Genomic DNA, 18,326 nt, shown 5'->3' with positions numbered 1-18,326 from the left:
AACTCCTTACTGGCTTCCGGCAACGCTCATGGCGTCGATCCTTAGTGTCGGGGCATCGACACCGTGGCGGAAGACGAGATCGTCGGCGGCACGCAGGTCCGCGAACATCTCGATGAGATTACCTGCAATGGTCAACTCGGCGACAGGTTCCGCAAGCTGACCGTGACGAATCATGAAACCCGACGCGCCACGGCTGTAATCGCCGGTCAGGCCGTTGATGGAAGAACCCATCATCTCGGTCACATAGATGCCCTCGACAATGTCCTCCATCAGCGCACGTCGTGATCCCGTGCCGCCCGTCAGATAGAAATTGCCAACCGCCGGAGAGGGGGGACCACCTACGCCACGCGAGGCGCGGCCGTTATTGACCAGACCAAGCTGGCGCGACGAGCGACCATCCAGAATCCAGTCTGTAAGCATACCGTTTTCAACGAAGGCGAGGGGGCTGGGCAACAGGCCCTCGGCATCGAAAGGCTTTGAGCGCAGGCCGCGCGGACGCGTCGGGTCATCGATGACGCTGAGAGCTTCAGGCAGGATACGCTTGCCTTTGTGGCCGGACAGAAACGACGTGCCGCGTGCGATGGCAGAGCCATTGATGGCACCCGCCAGGTGGCCGAGCAGGCTGGACGAGACACGTGGATCGAACACCACCGGGAAGGATCCGGTGCGCGGCTTGACCGGGTTCATGCGTGCGAGAGCCCGTTCGGCCGCCTCGCGTCCGAGCAGCGCCGGGCTATCCAGATCGGTCAGATGGCGCGTGCTATGTCCGGCATAGTCACGCTGCATGCTCGGCCCGTCACCTGCGAGCACGCTGATGCCGTTGCTATGGCTGGTCTGGGCATAAGCGCCGCTGAACCCGCTGCTTTCAGCAAGGGTGATCTCGACGCGGCTATAGCCCGCCGAGGCGCCATTGCTGTTGGTGATCCCCTTGATACCAAGGGCGGTCTCCTCGGCCTCGCGCGCCCGGGCCAGCAATGCATCCAGGCTCGGGGCGTCGGTCGGATCGACCATATCGAGCGCCGCGATATCGTACACGCCCTGCCGGTCGGGATCGACTGCGCCGGCCCAGGCATCCTCAGGCACGACATGCGCCATGGCAACGGCCTGCTGGGCAAGCGCCTCGAAACGGCTCGGGTCGAGTGCTGTGGCCGAAATACTGGCCGCTCGTTTGCCCACGAACACCCGCAAGCCAAGCGCGAGAGTTTCGGAGTGCTCCAGCCCTTCCGGTACGCCCTGACGGCACATGGCCGAAACCGAACGCGAGGCCACCATGAGCGCATGGGCCCGATCGGCTCCGGCGCGCTTTGCGGCTTCGATCAGGTCTGAAAGACGCTCCTGGTCCTTGCTCATGCAACAAGCCTCTGGCTGATGGCCTCAAATGACGGAATGGCCCCCACCGGGCCAATGGTTGCGAGCGTGGGGCGGGCACGAAACAGTGTCTCGGCGGCGCGGATCATGGCCCCTTCGTCCACAGAATCGATTTTTGCCACGGTCTCGCTCGTGTCGATAATCCGCCCGAAGAGCTGCATCTGGCGGGCAATCTGCTCACAGCGGCTGCCCGTGCTCTCCAGCGACATCAGAAGCGAGGATTTGACCTGTGCACGGGCACGGGCAATTTCCTCCGGGCTGATGCCATCGGCGATACGGCGCAACTCGTCCAGCAGGACCGGCACAAGCTCCGCTGCCTCCTGCTCGCCCGTCCCGGCATAGATGCCAAACAACCCGCTATCGAGGAAGGGCAGGGCGAAGGAATAGACCGAGTAGACAAGGCCGCGCTTTTCGCGGATTTCCTGGAACAGACGCGAGGACATACCCCCGCCGAGGACGGTCGAGAGCAGCATGGTCGCATGATAGGCCGGGTCATTATAGCTGACCGAGGGAAAGCCCAGCACGATATGCGCCTGGTCGAGCTCGCGCTTCTCGCGATGCTCGCCACCGAGATAGGTGCATCCCTCACGTGAGGGCGGCTGATGGTCGGGCAGATCGCGAAAATGCTCCTGCACCATCTCCAGCACGGCATCATGCTGCAAATTGCCAGCCGCGGCGATGACCATGTTACGCGTGGTATAATGCGTTTGCATGTAGCGCATCATGGTCTCGCGCTTCATCGAGGCAATAAGTCCCTCGGTGCCCAGGGTCGGACGCCCCATAGGCTGATCGCGGAAAGCCGTTTCCTGAAAATGGTCGAAAATGATGTCGTCAGGCGTATCGTTGGCCTGACCGATTTCCTGCAGGATCACGCCACGCTCGCGCTCGACTTCCTGATCGAGAAACGTGCTGTGAGTAAGGATATCACCAATGATGTCGATACCGAGCGGGAGGTCTTCCTTCAGAAGCTTGACGTAATAGGCCGTCTGCTCGCGGGCCGTATAGGCGTTGATATGCCCCCCCACATTCTCGATCTCTTCGGCAATACGTGCGGCGCTACGGCGCTGCGTGCCCTTGAAGGCCATATGCTCCAGAAAATGCGAAACACCGTTTTCCTCTGCGCTTTCGTTGCGCGTGCCGGTGGCAACATAGGCCCCGAAGGAAACGGTTTCGACGCGCTCCATTCTTTCGGTTACGACAGTGAGGCCATTGGGAAGGGTGGTGACGGTAATCGGATCGGTCATCGAGTGGTGATGGTCCTGAAATCGAAGGAAAACGGGGTCTGTGAAATGAGATGGCGTCGCGGGGGACAAAATCCTAGCCCCCCGCGTTGGATGATCGTGCCATGGCGTGTCTGACGCCAGCCCGGATGTCAGGCCGCGTGAACGTGACCGGCCAGATGACGCCTTACGGCATCCTCAACGAGGTTGAGCTCATTGGGCTGCGTTTCGTAACGCTCTTCACGGGCAAACAGATCGGCCAGGTGCGGCGGTAGCGCCGGGTCGATACCCGTGGCCTTGCGCACAGCATCGGGGAATTTGGCTGGATGGGCCGTGGCGGCCACGATCATCGGAATTCCCGGCTCCTGCTCCTGACGGCCAGCAGCCAGTCCGATCGCGCTGTGCGGGTCGGCCAGATAGAGCGAGTTGTCCCACAGCGCCTTCATCTCGCCCAGCGTTGCCTCATCATCGAGCATGAGAGCGCCAAAGCGTTCACGCGCACGGTTCCATACGGCAGGATCGACGCTCATGCGGCCTGTCTGGCGGAAATTCTGCATGGTTTCCCGGCAGGCAACCGGATCGCGATCGAGCAGCTCGAACAGCAGGCGCTCGAAATTGGATGAAATCTGGATATCCATGGAGGGCGACAGGCTTGGCTCAACGGCGCGCATGCTCATGTCGTTGCTGGTCAGGAAGCGGGTAAGGATGTCGTTGCGGTTCGAGCCGATGCACAGACGGCGGATTGGCAGCCCCATCTGGCTGGCCGCCCAGGCTGCGAGCACATTGCCGAAATTGCCCGTTGGGACGGCAAAGGAGACCTCGCGATCAGGCGCACCCATCATGAGGGCAGCGCGCACGTAATACGGGATCTGTGCGGCAATACGTGCCCAGTTGATCGAGTTGACCGCGGAAAGGCCGATCTCATCGCGAAAGCCGGTATCGGCAAACATGGCCTTCACCAGATCCTGACAATCATCGAATGTCCCCTCGACGGCGATGTTCAGGATGTTGTCATCGTGAACAGTCGTCATCTGGCGGCGCTGCACATCCGATGTGCGGCCCATCGGATGCAGGATCGCAACCGAGAGATGCGGGCTGCCACGGAAAGCCTCGATGGCCGCAGAGCCGGTATCGCCCGACGTGGCGCCCACGATCGTCACGCGCTGGTTGCGCTCGGTCAGGACATGCTCGAAAAGCTGGCCAAGCAGCTGCATGGCCATGTCCTTGAAGGCGAGGGTGGGGCCGTGAAACAGCTCCATCGAGAACAGCCCGTTCTCGACCTCTACCAGCGGCGCGATGGCGGCATGCGAAAAACCGGCATAGGCCTTCGCGCAGAGCTTCTGCAATGTCGGCAAATCTATGCTGCCCTCGGCAAAGACCGAGAGGATCTTCGCGGCCAGATCAGGATAGGAGAGGCTGCGCATGGCGCGCCACTCATCTGCCGTGAAGCGGGGCCAGGTTTCCGGCATGTACAGCCCACCATCCTCTGCCAGACCGGCGAGCAGGATGTCTGAAAAGGAGCGCGGGCGCGCATCGCCGCGGGTGGAACGGTACTGCATGATGGCCTTCATGATTGCTTGGCTGTAAAACCGGGGGCGAGAAAAAGACTAAAAAGAACAGAAGAAAAAGAAATGGCCCGTATTTCAGGGCAGGGCAATGCGCAACAGCCTGGATCCGACCGGAATGTAAAGCTCCCCCGCGCCCGTAGTGCTGTGCCCGGAATCGCCCTGCGCCCATTGCGGCATACCGGCCCCGACCAGTTCAGGCGATGACAGAAGGATATGCGGATGCCGTGCGGTGTCGAAACTCAGAACGCGTCCTTCGCTGATATCGGTCAGATAAAGCGTGGCCTTGTTATCAATCGTGATCCCGCTGACGGTGGGCGTGCCACGCCATTGCGTCACCCCTTCCATGAGTTCAGACGGGGTCACGGAAGGATCGTTCAGCAGATCGGCGGAGAGGCGGTAGATCGGCCCGGTAGGGGCCAGCTCATACAGCCACTGACCGTTGGTTTCGAGCGCCAGATAGGCGAGGTCGCGTGTAAGCGGATGCCCGTCCTTGCCCGGTACCGAGTGGCCATCGATGGTCAGGGGCACATGCCCGCGTGCCGTGGGGTAGCCTGCGAAAAACCGCGTGGCCGCATGACGTCTGAAGTCAAGCACGGTCAGGGCAATGCCACCCTCATCAGCCAGATAGGCCATGTCGCCATGAACGGCGAATGCCGTGAAGCGTGATTGGGGCGTGTACCCTTCGGCGGGGATCTCCTGCGTCTGGAGGGCCCGCCCTGATGTCGGGTCAAAACGGATCAGGCGCGGCGGGGTCTTGTCTGCGCCCCCGTCGAGCAACCACAGCGTACCGTCAGTGCCGTAAGCGAGGGCAACGGGCGAGAGAGACGTGTTGACGTGAGGCTCTGTGCCGCCATCCGGCCAGACAAGCGTCAGGGGCGAGGCAACGGGCTTCGAAGTCTGATCTGCGCTCAGACTCATCAGGCAGTTATTTCCGGACCCGGCGCCTTGTTCCGTAGCGTCGCATAGCAGGACGATCTGGTTGTTCTTGAGGGGGAGGGCCTGTTTCCAGCGGCGTGCCTCGGGCAGATCGATTGTCGCAACCACGCGCGCGCCTTCGGTATCGGCAACCCAGGGGCGCTCATGAGACGCTCTCGCCGGTGCCGCATGGGCAAGCAAGGCTAGGCCAACAACGGCCGAAATCGCTCGGAAACGGAATCTGAGCGCGTGGCGTGGTGGCAGGAAGCGGCTGGGCAGAGAGCGTGAGAAGGCAACCATGTCTCCTTTTAGGGCCAATCGGCCCCCTTGCAAAACCATCTGTTTCAAGAGCAGCATTTTGCCGCCATCGGATTGGCGCTTATGCCAAAGGGCCAGAAGATATGTTGCGGATTGGGGGGCACCCTATCACGCCTGGGAGGAACGGTTCGTGCTTGCCCTGTTTGTCAGATCAGCCCTGTCGGGTGTGTTGATTGCTTGCGCTTCGATTGTGGCGCGCCGCTTTCCCGGTTTCGGCGCGCTGATCGCCTCATTGCCGCTGGTATCCGTGCTGGGCATGATCTGGCTGTGGCGTGACCGGCCCGATGCGGCCAACATGGCCGATCATGCTGAGGCGACGTTCTGGTACGTCCTGCCCTCCTTGCCGATGTTCCTCCTTATCCCAGCGCTGCTTCGGCACGGGGTGGGGTTCTGGCCCGCCCTCGGTGCTGGCTGCCTGCTGACGATCGTACTCTACCTTGCAGTGACATGGATCGGGCCACGCTTCGGGCTTGTCCTGTAATTGCGCGTTGACCCGCGCGCTTCGCGCGGTTGTAACAGGCGCTCAGACGTTTCATGATCAGCATCATGTCAGATACGCGCTCAAGGGTTCACGCCTCACGGATTGATACGGCTCTTGCCCTTCTCGCAGGCGGGGAAACTGTGCAGGCGGAGGCCATCTTTCGGGAAATACTCGCGGTCGATGTCGAGTGTGCGGGGGCGTGGCATGGGCTGGCCTGCGTGGCGCGTGCCCTGGGGCAGCCCCGCGTGGCGATTGCTTCAGCCGCGCAGGCCATTCAGCTGGAAAAGAATGACCGCGAGAAATCGCGCTTTCACATCACGCTTGCTGCGGCGCTGGATGAGGCCGGACATCTGCGAGAAGCGGTCTCGGCTTGTCGCGTGGCTCTCCTGCTGGAGCCGCGCGATTTCAGGGGCAAGGCGTTTCTCGCCGAGCTGCTGTATCGCAGTGGGCAGGGTGACGAGGCTGAACGCGAGTTCCGCGAGGCGCTCGCCCTTTCTGCCGACCCGGCCCCCTTGCTCGCTCGCCGCGGTGCCTTCCTGATGGCGCAGCGCGACTTCGTGACGGCATGCGAAACGTTCAAGGCGCTGATCGCCCGGTTGTCTGTCGGTGCTGACTGCGACAGCAGGACAGCCCATGCCAGAGACGCTGACAAGACTTTGCGGCAGGCACAGGCGGCAGCCTATGCCAACCTTGGCGCAGCGTGTTTCGAGGCAGGTGCCATGAGCGAGGCTCTGACCGCCCTGCAAACAGCTTTATCGCTCGATGTGCCAAGCGCGCAGACACTCAATAACCTGGGCCTCGTCTATCATGCGCTCGGTGCTTTCGCTCAGTCAGACAGCCTGTTTACTCAAGCGCTCTCCCTTGCCCCTGACGATGCAGGCATCAAGGGAAACCAGGCGACACTTCTTGCAGAAATCGGTCGTGAGCAGGAAGCAGAGCAGATATTCCAGGCTGTGCCCGATCCGACAGCGACGGACGCAACGCTGAATGATGCGGGAGACGCGCTGGCCTTTCATCGTGCACGGTTCAATCTGGGCGTACTTCAGCTGGCCCGTGGCGATTACGCGCAGGGCTGGGCAAATTTCGAGCACAGGCTCGCTCTCACACCGCTACCGTCAGATCTGCCGCGCTGGTCGGGTGAGGAAACAGCTCAACGCGTTTGCATCCAGGGCGAGCAGGGATTGGGGGACGCGTTGCAGTTCCTGCGCTTCGTGCCCCGGGCAGCTGAGCGGGCGCCGCTCCTTCTGTCCTTACCGGGACCGCTTCAGGGGCTTCTTCGCGCCATGCCATCCGTTGCGCCACTCCTTCGTTCGGGTCGTGTCGTTCTTGAAGGCGAGGCAACGCTCTTTTGCCCGATGCTGAGCCTCCCTTACGTACTGGGTGTGGAGCACATCGACGCAAAGCCGATCCTTGATCTCGGGGTTGCGCCCGAGCCAGGCCGCGTGGGTATTTTTCATGCGGGGAGTCCGACCTATCGCTTCAATGCGCGGCGTTCCCTACCTGTTTCGATGCTCGCGCCGCTGGTCGCTGTGCCCGGTTATGAGTTTGTCAGCTTTCAGGCTGAAAGAGAGCGTGCGGCGGACCCGTCATTTGGCATGGCGCAGGGCGTTGGTCCTACGTTGCTCGACACAGCAAGGGAAATGGCCCGATGCGAGCTGATCATCGGCGTGGATAGCCTGCTGGCTCATGTGGCGGGATCGGCGGGCATGGAGCTCTGGCTTCTCGACCGCGTCGGGGGAGACTGGCGCTGGCAGGGGCCTGAATGGTACGCGAGGACACGGGTGTTCCGCCCTGTCGATCACGCACCGCCTGCGGAGGCGTGGCCTGTGGTGGTGACACGCGTCGCTCAGGCCCTGCGTGACAGGGGATGCGAGAAACAGGCGCTCTGAACATCGGCGCGCCTAACCGGTATCCCCGAGGCGCGCTATCGCTCAGGCAGCGACGGGCTTGAGCGGTCGGGTGGTATCATCCTGATTCATGGTTGCCAGCAAGGCAGTACGGATTTCCGCCATACGGGTTTCGGAGGTGACCTTTGTCCCCACCAGATCGCGCACATAGAAAACGTCGACCGCCCGCATGCCATAGGTCGTGATATGTGCTGAGGAAATCTGCAGTGACTGCTCACTGATGGTGCGGGTGATATCGTATAGCAGTCCGGGGCGGTCGCGCCCGTTGATTTCGATGATCGTGTGACGCTCCGACGCGCGGTTGTCGATCACGACGCGGGCCGGGACATGGATGGCTCTCATGCGGCGTGTCGCGCGTTGATCGGCAAGGCGGTCGAGTTCAGCACCGATGGCGAGGCGGCTCGAAAGAGCCTGCTCGATCAGACTGTTCAGGCGCGCCAGTTGCAGCGGCGTGTCAAAGGCGCGTCCATTGCTGTCCTGAACCCAGAACGTATCGAGCGCCATACCGTCGCTGAGCGTATGGATGCGCGCATCGACGATCGAAGCCCCGGCAACGGCGAGCCCTCCGGCGATCTGCGAGAAGAGCCCGGAATGGTCGGCGCTGAAAATGGTGATTTCGGTGACGTCGCGCTGAGGGATAGGGGTCGCTTCGATTGTCAGCGGTGCCGAATGGATTTCGGAATCCAGAACCAGTCGTGCGTGGCGGATATGGGTATCAGCGTCAAAGCCCAGCCAGTAACCGGCATAGCCCAGGGTCAGGAAGTGCTCGGCCTGATCGGCGGCGACACCCTGCTGAAGCAGGCCGTCACGCACCAGTTCCTTCGCATGACTCACACGCTCGTCGCGCTCTGTGGCTGCCAGGCCTCCTTCGAGAACCTCGGCAACGCGGCTGTAGAGCTCGCGCAGCAGGGTCGCCTTCCAGGCATTCCAGACATTCGGGCTTACGGCACGCATATCGGCAATGGTGAGCAACAGCAGCAGGCGGAGGCGTTCTGGAGACTGGATGATGTCCGCGAGGTCGAGAATGGTGCGCGGGTCGTCAATATCGCGACGGAAAGCAGTCTGGCTCAGAAGCAGGTGATGCAGGATGAGCCATGAGACCGTCTCGGTCTCTTCGGCATCCAGTCCGAGCTGCGGACAGACATGCTGTGCCACCTCCGCACCCAGGACCGAGTGATCGCCACCGCGCCCCTTGGCAACGTCGTGCAAAAGCGTGGCGACATACATGGCGCGACGCGACTGCATGTCGCGAGCCAGATCGTAAACGAGCGGAATTTCATCCGCCATGGCCCCGGCCTCGATCCAGCCAAGCATACGCACGGCCTCGATATTATGCTCATCGACCGTATAGATATGATAGGTATCGAACTGCATCTGCCCGACGATACGCGACCAGTCAGGCAGCAACGCGCCAAGAAATCCAGTATCGTTGAGAATGGTGAGCCAGTCTGCGCCGCTGGGGCGGGCATGTTCCCGGTTCATCTCTGTCGGGCGCATGAGAAGCGACAGAAACACCCGCATGGTCATCGGGTCGTCACGCAGCGAGGCGATCCGGCGCTCATTACGTATGAGTTGCTGGATGGCGGTCGGATGCAGTTCCAGATTGTCCTGGAATGCCGCATCGAGCATCCGGACCATCAGGCGCGGATCGTTCTCGAAGCACTGCGCATCCGCGGGCGCAATCTGGTCATTGATCAGTCGGAAATGGCTGGCATCTGCAGGCGTCAGGGTCGTTCCCTGATAGGGGGCCTCGCGAACAGGGCCTTGCAGGCGTTCCATGATGCTGGGTTCGAGGATACGGGTCAGGCGCATGACCTCACGCGTGGTGAGGAAGTAGTGGCGCATGAAGCGCTCGACGCCCTGTTGCCGTCCATGACCGGCATAGCCCATACGGCCGCCAATGACAGGCTGGACGTCAAAGGCCAGACGCTCGTCAGCCCTTCCGGCGATGTAATGAAGATGCAGCCTGATGGTCCAGAGGAAATTCCAGGCGCGACGGGCGCGGTTGGCTTCCTGCTCGGTCAGGAGCCCCAGTGTCGTGAAAACGGGTTCGTGCGGGCGGTGAGGATGGGCGGGGTTGATGTCGCTGCTGTCCTGAAAGACCCGCGTCATCCAGTTCAGGGTCTGGAGGTCACGCAGGCCGCCGCGTCCCTCCTTGATGTTCGGCTCAACCATATAGGGGTTGTCGCCAAAACGTTTGTGACGTTTCTCGCGCTCGTCGATCTTGTCATGGATGAAAGACAGGGCGTTTGCTTCGCTTCGGCTGAAACGCGCACCGAGTTCGACGGACAGGCGCTCTGCCCCGGTGATCCGTCGCGCATCCAGAAGGGTGGTGCGTATGGTCAGATCTTCAGCAGCCGCTTGCAGGCAGCCTTCAATGGACCGCGTGGCATGACCCACACGAACGCCCAGATCCCACAGGAAATACAGCATGTATTCGATCTGCGCTGTCGTTTCAGGCGCGGGGATCTCGTCGGTAAGGAAAAGCAGATCGATGTCACTATAGGGGGCAAGAAGGCCACTGCCATAGCCACCCGTAGCGCAGAGGCTGAGGCCGTCTGCCGGGGCCTTGGCCGCCGCGCGGGAGAGGTCGAAAAGGCTCGCGATGGCTCCATCCATCAGCTGCGCCAGAGTTGACGCGGCAGCAATGCCCTTGAGCTGGCGCCCCTCGAAAAGCCTGCGGATCTCGCCGTGATGACGACCGATATGACGGCGGAAGAGGCTGACGGCATCCTCGCGTGAAACAGAGCCATCCGGCTGACGCACACGGTCGAGGGCCGTGGTCAGGGCTGACTGCATGTCGGTTTCAAGGAGGGAGAAGGGTTCGCGCATTAAGATCCGTCGGTCAGGGGCGTTAAGGAATACCTGAATTTGCTATCTTCAGGTCAAATCGTTCTTTGTTTCAAGCGCAAGTTTACGAAGCGCGTAGAGGGCCTCCAAAGCGTCGCGCGGCGAGAGGGTATCGGGGTCGATCGTCTCCAACGCTTCACGCAGGTGATCTTTCGCCACAGGGGGAGGCGGGGCGGCCTCAAATAGTGGGAGTTGCGGCCCACTGCGCCCCTGATCGCGCTCAAGGGCTGCCAGCAGGCGCGTGGCACGCTGCACGACCGGTAGCGGAACGCCTGCCAGCTGGGCCACGTGCACCCCCCAGCTCTTGCGTGCCGAGCCTTTGCGCACCTCATGCTGGAAAATCACCTCGCCCTGCCATTCGCGCACCGCCATGGTGAACGGTGTGAGCCGGGGCATCGAATCGGACAGGCTGCACAGCTCATGAAAATGCGTGGCGAAGATAGTGCGTGAGCCAAGCTGCGAGTGAAGCGCCTCAAGCGTGGCCCAGGCGATGGCAAGCCCGTCCAGCGTGGAGGTGCCGCGGCCGATCTCGTCCACCACGACAAGGGAGCGCGGCCCGGCCTGACGCAGGATGGCGGCTGTCTCAGTCATTTCAACCATGAAGGTCGAGCGTCCGCGCGCGAGATCATCAGCAGCGCCCACACGCGAGAACAGGCGATCGACGATGCCGATACGGGCTTTCTCAGCAGGAACGGGCAGACCGGCCTGGGCGAGGATAACGGCGAGGGCCGTTTGGCGCAGGAAGGTCGATTTGCCGGCCATGTTGGGCCCGGTCAACAGCATCACGCGTTGGTCGGGCGGTAGGTGGCAGTCATTGGGGATGAAGCGCGTGGCACGGTCCAGGGCCGCCTCAACTACAGGGTGACGGCAGGCCTTGAGCGCAAAGCTCTGATCCTGCGTCATCTCGGGACTGCACCAGGTGCCACCCTGCGCCAGTCGCGCAGAGCCAGTCAGCACATCGGCCAGCGCAAAAAGCTCCGCCAGTTCCGGCAGGGCAGGATGCGAGACAGTCTCGGCAACCAGCGCGGCGAACAGACGACGCTCCAGCGCACCGGCGCGGTCGGCGGCCTCCAGAATAGCCCGGTCGAGGTCGAGCAGTTCCTCTGTGGTGAACCGCACCAGATTGGCCGTGCCCTGCCTGAAGGAAAGCTCGGGGCAATCCTTAAGCCTCGCCCCATGCAGCGCCGAGGTCTCGATGATGTAACCCAGTTGCGCGTGATGTTTTATCTTGAGCGTGGCAACGCCGAATCTCTCGGCATAGCTCTGCTGAAGCGCTGCAAGGGTACGTTTGCTGTCGTCACGCAGGCCACGATAACGATCGAGATCGGCATCATAGCCGGTGGCGATAACCCCGCCATCCTCGATACGGGCGGGCAGGGAGTCTGACAGGGCTTTTTCAAGCGTCTCCAGCAGGGCATCGGCGCGGCCGTACAGCCCGGCGAAAAGCGCCCGGATGAGCGAAGGCGTTGCATCGTCGCAAACCGGTTCGAGCAACGCCACGAGCGCGTCAGCCGCTTGCAGCAAATCACGTGTGGCAGCCAGATCACGCGGCAGGCCGCGCCCCGCCGAAAGGCGGCCCAAGGCGCGGGCAAGATCAGGACTGCGCCGCAGGATGGGCGTTATCGCCTCCATCAGCCCTGGCTGGGCACCAATCCAGCGCCAGCCTTCCTGGCGGCTCTGGATGAGCGTCAGATCGGTAGAGGGGGCTGCAATCCACTGGGCGAGCAGGCGTTGCCCGGCTGCGCTGACACAGCGATCCACCGCCGAAAAAAGCGTATGGGTGGTTGTGCCGTCTCTGGCCTGCACGAGATCGAGGCTGGCGCGTGTTGCAGGATCGAGACCCAGCGTCTCGGAATCATCCCGTCTTAGGGGGCGGGCGATACGGGGCATCGCACCGGCCTGGCTGCGACGCACATAATCAAGCACCAGGGCGCCTGCACGGATCTCCTCGTCGGTGAAGTCGCCCAGAATGCTGATTTGAGGGACTTCAAAAATCTGCGCCATGCGCGTCCGTGCTGAGTCGATGCCGGGCGGAACCATGTTGGGGGCGACGCGCAGCGCGAAGGGTTCCGGGACAAGTGCCGGGTCAGCAAGGATTTCCGACGGGTCGAGGCGGGCGAGCAACTCCTCGATCTGGGTGCGCGGCAGCGCCGTGGTTTCAAACGATCCGGTCGAGATATCGATCCAGGCCGCGCCGCACGCATCGCTGGCGCGCGGTTTGCGAGCGGGGGCGGAAAGGGCGAAGAGAAGGTTGGGGCGATCGGCCTCAAGCAATTCGTCTTCGGTCAGCGTCCCTGCCGTGACAAGACGCACGATAGCCCGCGACAGGGGGCCTTTCTGGGGAGGATCACCCGCCTTGCGCGCAGCTTCGGTCTGCTCCGCCACAGCCACACGAAAGCCGCGACGAATCAGGCGGGCGAGATAGGCCGGGGCGGCCGCAACCGGAACGCCGCACATGGGGATCGGCTCTTCGTTATGCTTGCCCCGTGTGGTCAGGCTGATATCGAGTGCCATCGATGCCGTTTCGGCATCGGCGAAAAAAAGCTCGTAGAAATCGCCCATACGGAAAAACAGCAGCGCATCGGGTTCCTGCGCCTTGAGGGAAAACCACTGCGCCATGGCAGGCGTCGCCCCCTCGGCAGAGGGGATTGCACCCGTAATCGCGGGGGTCGTCATGCTGGATGTCGGGTCTGTATGTCGCGCCACATGACATAAACCCTAACGTTACTGCGCGGTCCTGTGAACTCTCTGTCGAGGCACAAGGCGCGATCGCCTTGGAGCCATGATTATTTTGCAACGCTTGTCTGTGCGGTCAGGAAGCCAGCGACATATAGCCGTGCAAATCACTCAGGTGCGGAGAGATGTAATGCGCGGGGCGCCGTCACGCCCCGACCTGATTTCGAACGCCTAGTATGATCTCAACGGGCGCGGCCGCGGCGCAGGACACGGCGAAGCAGGCGGTCAGGCTGTGCAACGCCGAAGGCCCAGAGGGCGGCGAGGTAAACCACACCAGCCAGCCCCATGAGGATGCCGAGCATCATCGCCCGCATGAGGCCATGCCACATGACCAGACCCGGCGCGATGAGGCGTGCCAGCGTGACCGTGACAAGCGCCATGAGAAAAGAGGCGGCGATGACACGCAGCAGGCGGCCAACCAGAGCCGCATCCGGACGGAATACGGATCGCCTGTGCAGGATGACGGCAAGGAAGCCGAGATTGACCAGAGCCGCAATCGTACTCGCCAGCGGTGGTCCGACATGGGTGAGCGGGCGATAGAGCGCAAGATTAAGCGCAAGATTGAGCGCAAGGGTGAGAAATCCGATACGCACTGGCGTGCGGGTATCACCATGAGCGAAGAAGCCTGGCGAGAGCACCTTGATTAGAATAAAGGCGGGCAGGCCAAGCGCGTAGGCCCGTAGCGATTGCGCTGATGAAAGCGCGTCTTCGGTCGTGAATTTTCCATAGCCGAAAAGCGTCGCCATGATTTCCGGCGCAAGGGCCAGCAGGCCAAAACAGGCTGGAAAAGTCAGGATAGACGCATAATCAATGGCCTGATTGAGCGTTTTCTGTCCGCCTGCCGTGTCATGCTCGGCTGCATGACGGGTCAGGACAGGCAGAAGTGTCGTTCCTGCGGCGGCCCCCAGTACACCTAATGGCAGCTGGTTGACGCGATCGGCGAAGTAAAGCCACGAGATCGACCCCGCCGGGAGCAGGGTGGAAATGAGCGTATCGACGGTCAGGTTGAGCTGAGTGGCGCCAGAGCCAACCAGCCCCGGCCAGAGCCGACGCAGCATGTCGCGCATCTCGCCGGTCAGGCGGGGGGGCGGCAGGGTCAATCGCACACCGGCGCGTCTAACCGACCAGAGCAGAAGGCCAAGCTGGACGAATCCTGAAACCGTGATTCCGATGGCGGTCCAGGTGGCGGTGTCATGAAACACCAGCGCGCCAAGCAGGATGGTGGCGATGCCCACGATATTGAAGGAAACATAGGCCCCGGCTGCCATGGAGAAACGATGCAGCCCGTTGAGCACGCCCGCCACCAGAGCAGCTGTGCAGATCAGGATCAGATAGGGGAAGGTGATGCGTGTGAGAGTAACCGCCATTTCGAAGCGGCCCCCGGCATGATTGAAACCCGGTGCGATGATTTCGATGATCCAGGGCATGAACACTTCACCCAGGATCGTGAGGCCGAGCAGCCATGCGCTGAGGCAGCTCAAGGCCTGCGAGGCAAAGCGCGAGGCATCTTCCTGCCCATGCGCTGTCAGACGCTCGGTAAAGAGCGGTACGAAGGCTGCGTTGAAAGCCCCCTCGCCAAAAAGCCGCCTGAACATGTTCGGCAGCCTGAAGGCAATCTGATAGGCGTCCTGCACCGGGCCAGCACCCAGAAACGCTGCAAGAAGCTGGTCACGCACCAGACCAAGGATACGGGACAGCATGGTCCAACCACCGACGGTGATCAGGTTTCGGAGCATTCCGGGCTTCCAGTCAGAGAACAAGCTAAAATTGAACGCGCCTCTTTAGACGCAACGGCGCTGGAGCGCCATCGGGTCGGGGAGGATTGGCTACGGGGTCATCAGCATGACGGCGCCCAGCCATCGGGGCAGAGAGTGGCTTTCCTGTGGCGGTGGATGAGCGCGGCGAAAAATGGGTGTCGTTACGTCATCACCACACGCAGGCACGGCCAGACTAGCCTGCAAAGCCAGACATATCCTGAGCTTGTTCCCCTATGCCGACAGGCCGCTCTCTTTCACACGTTATCTGACGGTTCGATTGTGCAGAAAAGGCATGGCTGACCCTGCGAGCTTTTTCTTGTGGGCAGCTATCTCCCGGGGCTAGAGAACGCCCCTCGGGCAGCGCGTTGGCAGGATTTCTTTCTGCGAGCCTCAAAAAGTGGCCCGGCATCAAGAGAAGATGGATCCGGACAGCCGGATGTCGAACAAGGCGAGCGAGAGATGAGCCCTATAGTGCTTTCACTGACCAGTTTTGTCCTCGCGGCTGGGGTATTCACCCTCGTCCCCGGGCTCGATACGGCATTCGTTCTGCGCAGCACGACCATTTCAGGAACTCGCACAGGATTCTGTGCCGCGCTTGGCATTACGCTCGGGCTTTTCGTGTGGGGGGCAAGCGCCGCTTTCGGGCTGACGGCATTACTTGCAGCCTCAAAACTCGGTTTTACTATCGTGAAATGGGCGGGCGCCATCTATCTGTTCAGTGTCGGGATACGCCTGCTGCTCCAGCCCCGTGGCAAGGCCACACAGGGTGACGCGTTGCGTGGTGTCACCCTGTCTGGCTGGCAGAGCTTTCGTCAGGGGCTGACGACCAATCTGCTCAACCCGAAAGTTGGCATCTTCTTCATTACCTTCCTGCCGCAATTCATCCCGCATGGGGTCAATTTCGTCGCATTTTCGCTGCTGCTTGCAGGAATTCAGGTGCTGCTGACGCTGAGCTGGTTCACATTGCTCATTCTCATGACCGTCAGGCTGGGGGCGTTTTTGTCCCGCCCCGCCACTGTAAGAATTCTCGACCGCGCCACGGGCGGTATCTTCATGGCCTTTGGCCTGCGTCTTGCCCTCGAACGCCAGGGCTGAGACTTTTCCTCATCGCGTCTGGGGATAAATTTCTGACGTGATTGCGTGGCAGAGGCCCCGACCCGCGAACGGGCCGGGCAGGGGCATTACCGATCCATCACCGCACGCATGACGCTGGCCTTGAAGCGATCTGAGTCGGGGGCGGTGAGCGGCGTGTACCAGTTGAGCAGCTCACCCTCACGCGAAACGATGTATTTGTAGAAATTCCAGCGCGGGCGCGACAGGATCCCGCCCTGACTGGCCAGCCAACGAAAAAGCGGCGTGGCCTCTTTGCCCTTGACGGTTGATTTGGTCGCCATAGGGAAGCTGACGCCGTAATTGCGCGAGCAGGTGGTCTGGATTTCGGAAGCTGTTCCCGGTTCCTGCTGGCCAAAATCGTTGCTTGGCACGCCCAGCACCACAAGGCCGGATTTGCCGTAATGGCTCCAGAGATATTGCAGCCCTTCATATTGCGGGGTGAAGCCACATTTTGAGGCCGTATTGGCAATCACGACCGCCTTGCCTTTGAAATCGGCCATCGAGATCGGCTCGCCGCACAGGGCGGGTATCTGCAAATCATAAAAACTGGTCGTCATGTCAGTCCGTCATGCCTCGTTATGAGCCTGACCACCACTGTGGCTTTCCGCTGGACAGCGTGCAAGCATCCCGACACAGTAAAACCTTTCGCGAGTAGAACGGTTCCCGCAGGTCATGTCTCGACGCTGGCCTTCTATCGTGTTGTAACTCCTCGCATCTCTCCCCCGCTTGGGCGCAGTTTCATGCCCTGAGGGGGCAGGGAATGAATGATCTGAAGGGCCGTTGATGTTCCTGCGCGGTTTGGTTGGTATGGCAGTGCTCATCGCGCTGGGCGTGCTGCTTTCGAGTAACCGGAGAGCCATAAATTTCCGTCAGGTGGGTATTGCTCTGGCGCTGCAATGCGGCATCGGTGCCCTGGCGCTTTTCGTACCTTGGGGGCGCAGGCTTTTCGGGGCTCTGGCCGATGGCGTCGGGGCAGTGCTGGCCTATGGGCAGGTTGGAACGCATTTTCTGTTCGGCGGTCTTGCTGGGCCCAAAATGGATACTCTGTTCGGGCAGGACAGTTTCGTGTTCGCCTTTCAGGTGTTGCCGGCCATTGTTTATGTCTCGGCGCTGATTGCCCTTTTCTATCACTGGGGCGTCATGCAGGCGCTGGCCCGTGTCATCGGGCAGGGCCTTTGCCGTGTACTCGGCACAACGGCCATCGAATCCTTTTCTGCCGTCATGACCGTGTTTCTGGGGCAGAGTGAAATGCCGGTGGTGCTGCGGCCTTATGTCAACAAGCTCCGTCGCGCCGAACTGTTCACGATCATGAGTTCGGGCACCGCCTCGGTCTCCGGTTCCGTGCTGGCTGGTTATGCGGGGCTTGGTGTGCCCATGCATTACCTGCTGGCGGCGTCTTTCATGGCGATACCGGGCGGACTGCTATTCGCCAAAATTCTCTGGCCCACCCCGGAAGATGCCGCGCTGGCAAAGGAACCCATGCCACGCGCCGTGCTCGAGACATCCGGTGTTTTCGATGCGCTGGCCGAGGGCGCGATGAGCGGTGCCCGCGTGGCCTTTGCCGTGGGTGCCGTTCTTGTTGCGTTTGTCGGCATCACCGCACTGGTCGATGGCGTTCTTCATGGTTTGGGCGGGTGGCTCCATCTGCCCGGCATGAGCCTCTCCACGCTTCTGGGCGGGTTGATGGCACCGCTCGCCTGGCTGATCGGTATCCCCTGGGCTGATTCCCTGACCGTTGGCGGGCTTCTTGGGCAGAAAATCGCCTTCAACGAGTTCGTCGCCTATGTCGGGCTATCGCCGCTTATCCACGCGCATGCACTTTCTGCTCATAGCCTCGCGATCGTCTCGGTCGCGCTATGCGGTTTTTCCAATTTCTCGAGCGTGGGGATCCTTATCGGTGGCTTTGGCAGCGTGGCTTCCGAAAGACGCGCTGAAATCGCGACGATCGCCTCACGCTGTGTAATTGCCGGGACGCTCTCCAACCTCATGAGTGCTACGATCACGGGGCTTTTTATTGCCGCCTGAGCCAGCCTCCCCCAAAAGCCTCGCACAGACCCGGTTATCGCGGGGGCGTCATGGGCGTCCTTGCCGGT

General features: G+C 61.6%; 12 protein-coding genes. 4 read left to right on the top strand and 8 right to left on the bottom strand.

Annotation, left to right across the window (positions count from 1 at the left end):
* Positions 1-6 precede the first annotated feature (6 nt).
* The 4 genes from ED655_RS10940 to ED655_RS10925 form a co-directional block, all read right to left on the bottom strand.
* Entirely contained in the window at positions 7-1,350 is a 1,344-nt protein-coding gene (locus ED655_RS10940) for a TldD/PmbA family protein (RefSeq protein WP_122050177.1), read from the bottom strand.
* Entirely contained in the window at positions 1,347-2,612 is a 1,266-nt protein-coding gene (locus ED655_RS10935; RefSeq protein WP_122050176.1) for a M16 family metallopeptidase, read from the bottom strand. Before ED655_RS10935 ends, ED655_RS10940 begins: the two co-directional genes overlap by 4 nt.
* 128 nt (positions 2,613-2,740) lie before the next feature.
* Complete coding sequence (gene thrC / locus ED655_RS10930) at positions 2,741-4,147, bottom strand: threonine synthase (protein ID WP_122050175.1); 1,407 nt, start codon at positions 4,145-4,147, stop codon at positions 2,741-2,743.
* Between the two features lie 84 nt (positions 4,148-4,231).
* Positions 4,232-5,371: an L-dopachrome tautomerase-related protein gene (locus ED655_RS10925; protein ID WP_162993490.1), complete on the bottom strand. Its 1,140-nt coding sequence runs from the start codon at positions 5,369-5,371 to the stop codon at positions 4,232-4,234.
* Between the two features lie 148 nt (positions 5,372-5,519).
* Between ED655_RS10925 and ED655_RS10920 the strand changes: the two genes are divergently transcribed.
* Together ED655_RS10920 and ED655_RS10915 are read left to right on the top strand one after the other, a co-directional pair.
* Complete coding sequence (locus tag ED655_RS10920) at positions 5,520-5,870, top strand: DUF3147 family protein (RefSeq protein WP_023978462.1); 351 nt, start codon at positions 5,520-5,522, stop codon at positions 5,868-5,870.
* 65 nt (positions 5,871-5,935) lie between these two features.
* Positions 5,936-7,759 carry a tetratricopeptide repeat protein gene (locus tag ED655_RS10915; protein ID WP_162993489.1) on the top strand — a complete coding sequence of 608 codons (1,824 nt, stop codon included), beginning with the start codon at positions 5,936-5,938 and terminating at the stop codon, positions 7,757-7,759.
* Between the two features lie 42 nt (positions 7,760-7,801).
* Here ED655_RS10915 and ED655_RS10910 read toward each other — a convergent pair whose 3' ends face one another.
* The 3 genes from ED655_RS10910 to murJ all read right to left on the bottom strand — a co-directional run bounded on the left by ED655_RS10910 (position 7,802) and on the right by murJ (position 15,099).
* Complete coding sequence (locus tag ED655_RS10910) at positions 7,802-10,609, bottom strand: [protein-PII] uridylyltransferase (RefSeq protein ID WP_122050172.1); 2,808 nt, start codon at positions 10,607-10,609, stop codon at positions 7,802-7,804.
* A 48-nt stretch (positions 10,610-10,657) separates the two neighbouring features.
* Positions 10,658-13,303: a DNA mismatch repair protein MutS gene (mutS, locus tag ED655_RS10905; RefSeq protein ID WP_240993628.1), complete on the bottom strand. Its 2,646-nt coding sequence runs from the start codon at positions 13,301-13,303 to the stop codon at positions 10,658-10,660.
* 242 nt (positions 13,304-13,545) lie between these two features.
* Positions 13,546-15,099, bottom strand: a complete 1,554-nt coding sequence (gene murJ / locus ED655_RS10900; RefSeq protein ID WP_122050171.1) for a murein biosynthesis integral membrane protein MurJ — start codon at positions 15,097-15,099, stop codon at positions 13,546-13,548.
* Between the two features lie 480 nt (positions 15,100-15,579).
* Between murJ and ED655_RS10895 the strand changes: the two genes are divergently transcribed.
* The gene (locus ED655_RS10895; protein WP_122050170.1) at positions 15,580-16,215 is read left to right on the top strand and encodes a LysE family translocator; all 636 of its coding nucleotides are present in this window, start codon (positions 15,580-15,582) and stop codon (positions 16,213-16,215) included.
* A gap of 86 nt (positions 16,216-16,301) precedes the next feature.
* Here ED655_RS10895 and ED655_RS10890 read toward each other — a convergent pair whose 3' ends face one another.
* On the bottom strand, positions 16,302-16,790 hold the full coding sequence (locus ED655_RS10890) for a glutathione peroxidase (protein WP_062164857.1): 489 nt from the start codon (positions 16,788-16,790) through the stop codon (positions 16,302-16,304).
* 226 nt (positions 16,791-17,016) lie between these two features.
* Here ED655_RS10890 and ED655_RS10885 point away from each other — a divergent pair, with 226 nt between their 5' ends.
* Positions 17,017-18,258 carry a NupC/NupG family nucleoside CNT transporter gene (locus ED655_RS10885; protein WP_122050169.1) on the top strand — a complete coding sequence of 414 codons (1,242 nt, stop codon included), beginning with the start codon at positions 17,017-17,019 and terminating at the stop codon, positions 18,256-18,258.
* The last annotated feature ends 68 nt before the right edge of the window (positions 18,259-18,326 follow it).

Source organism: Asaia bogorensis (assembly GCF_900465345.1).
GTDB classification, from domain to species: domain Bacteria; phylum Pseudomonadota; class Alphaproteobacteria; order Acetobacterales; family Acetobacteraceae; genus Asaia; species Asaia bogorensis_A.
This window is presented reverse-complemented; position numbering and strand designations above follow the sequence as displayed.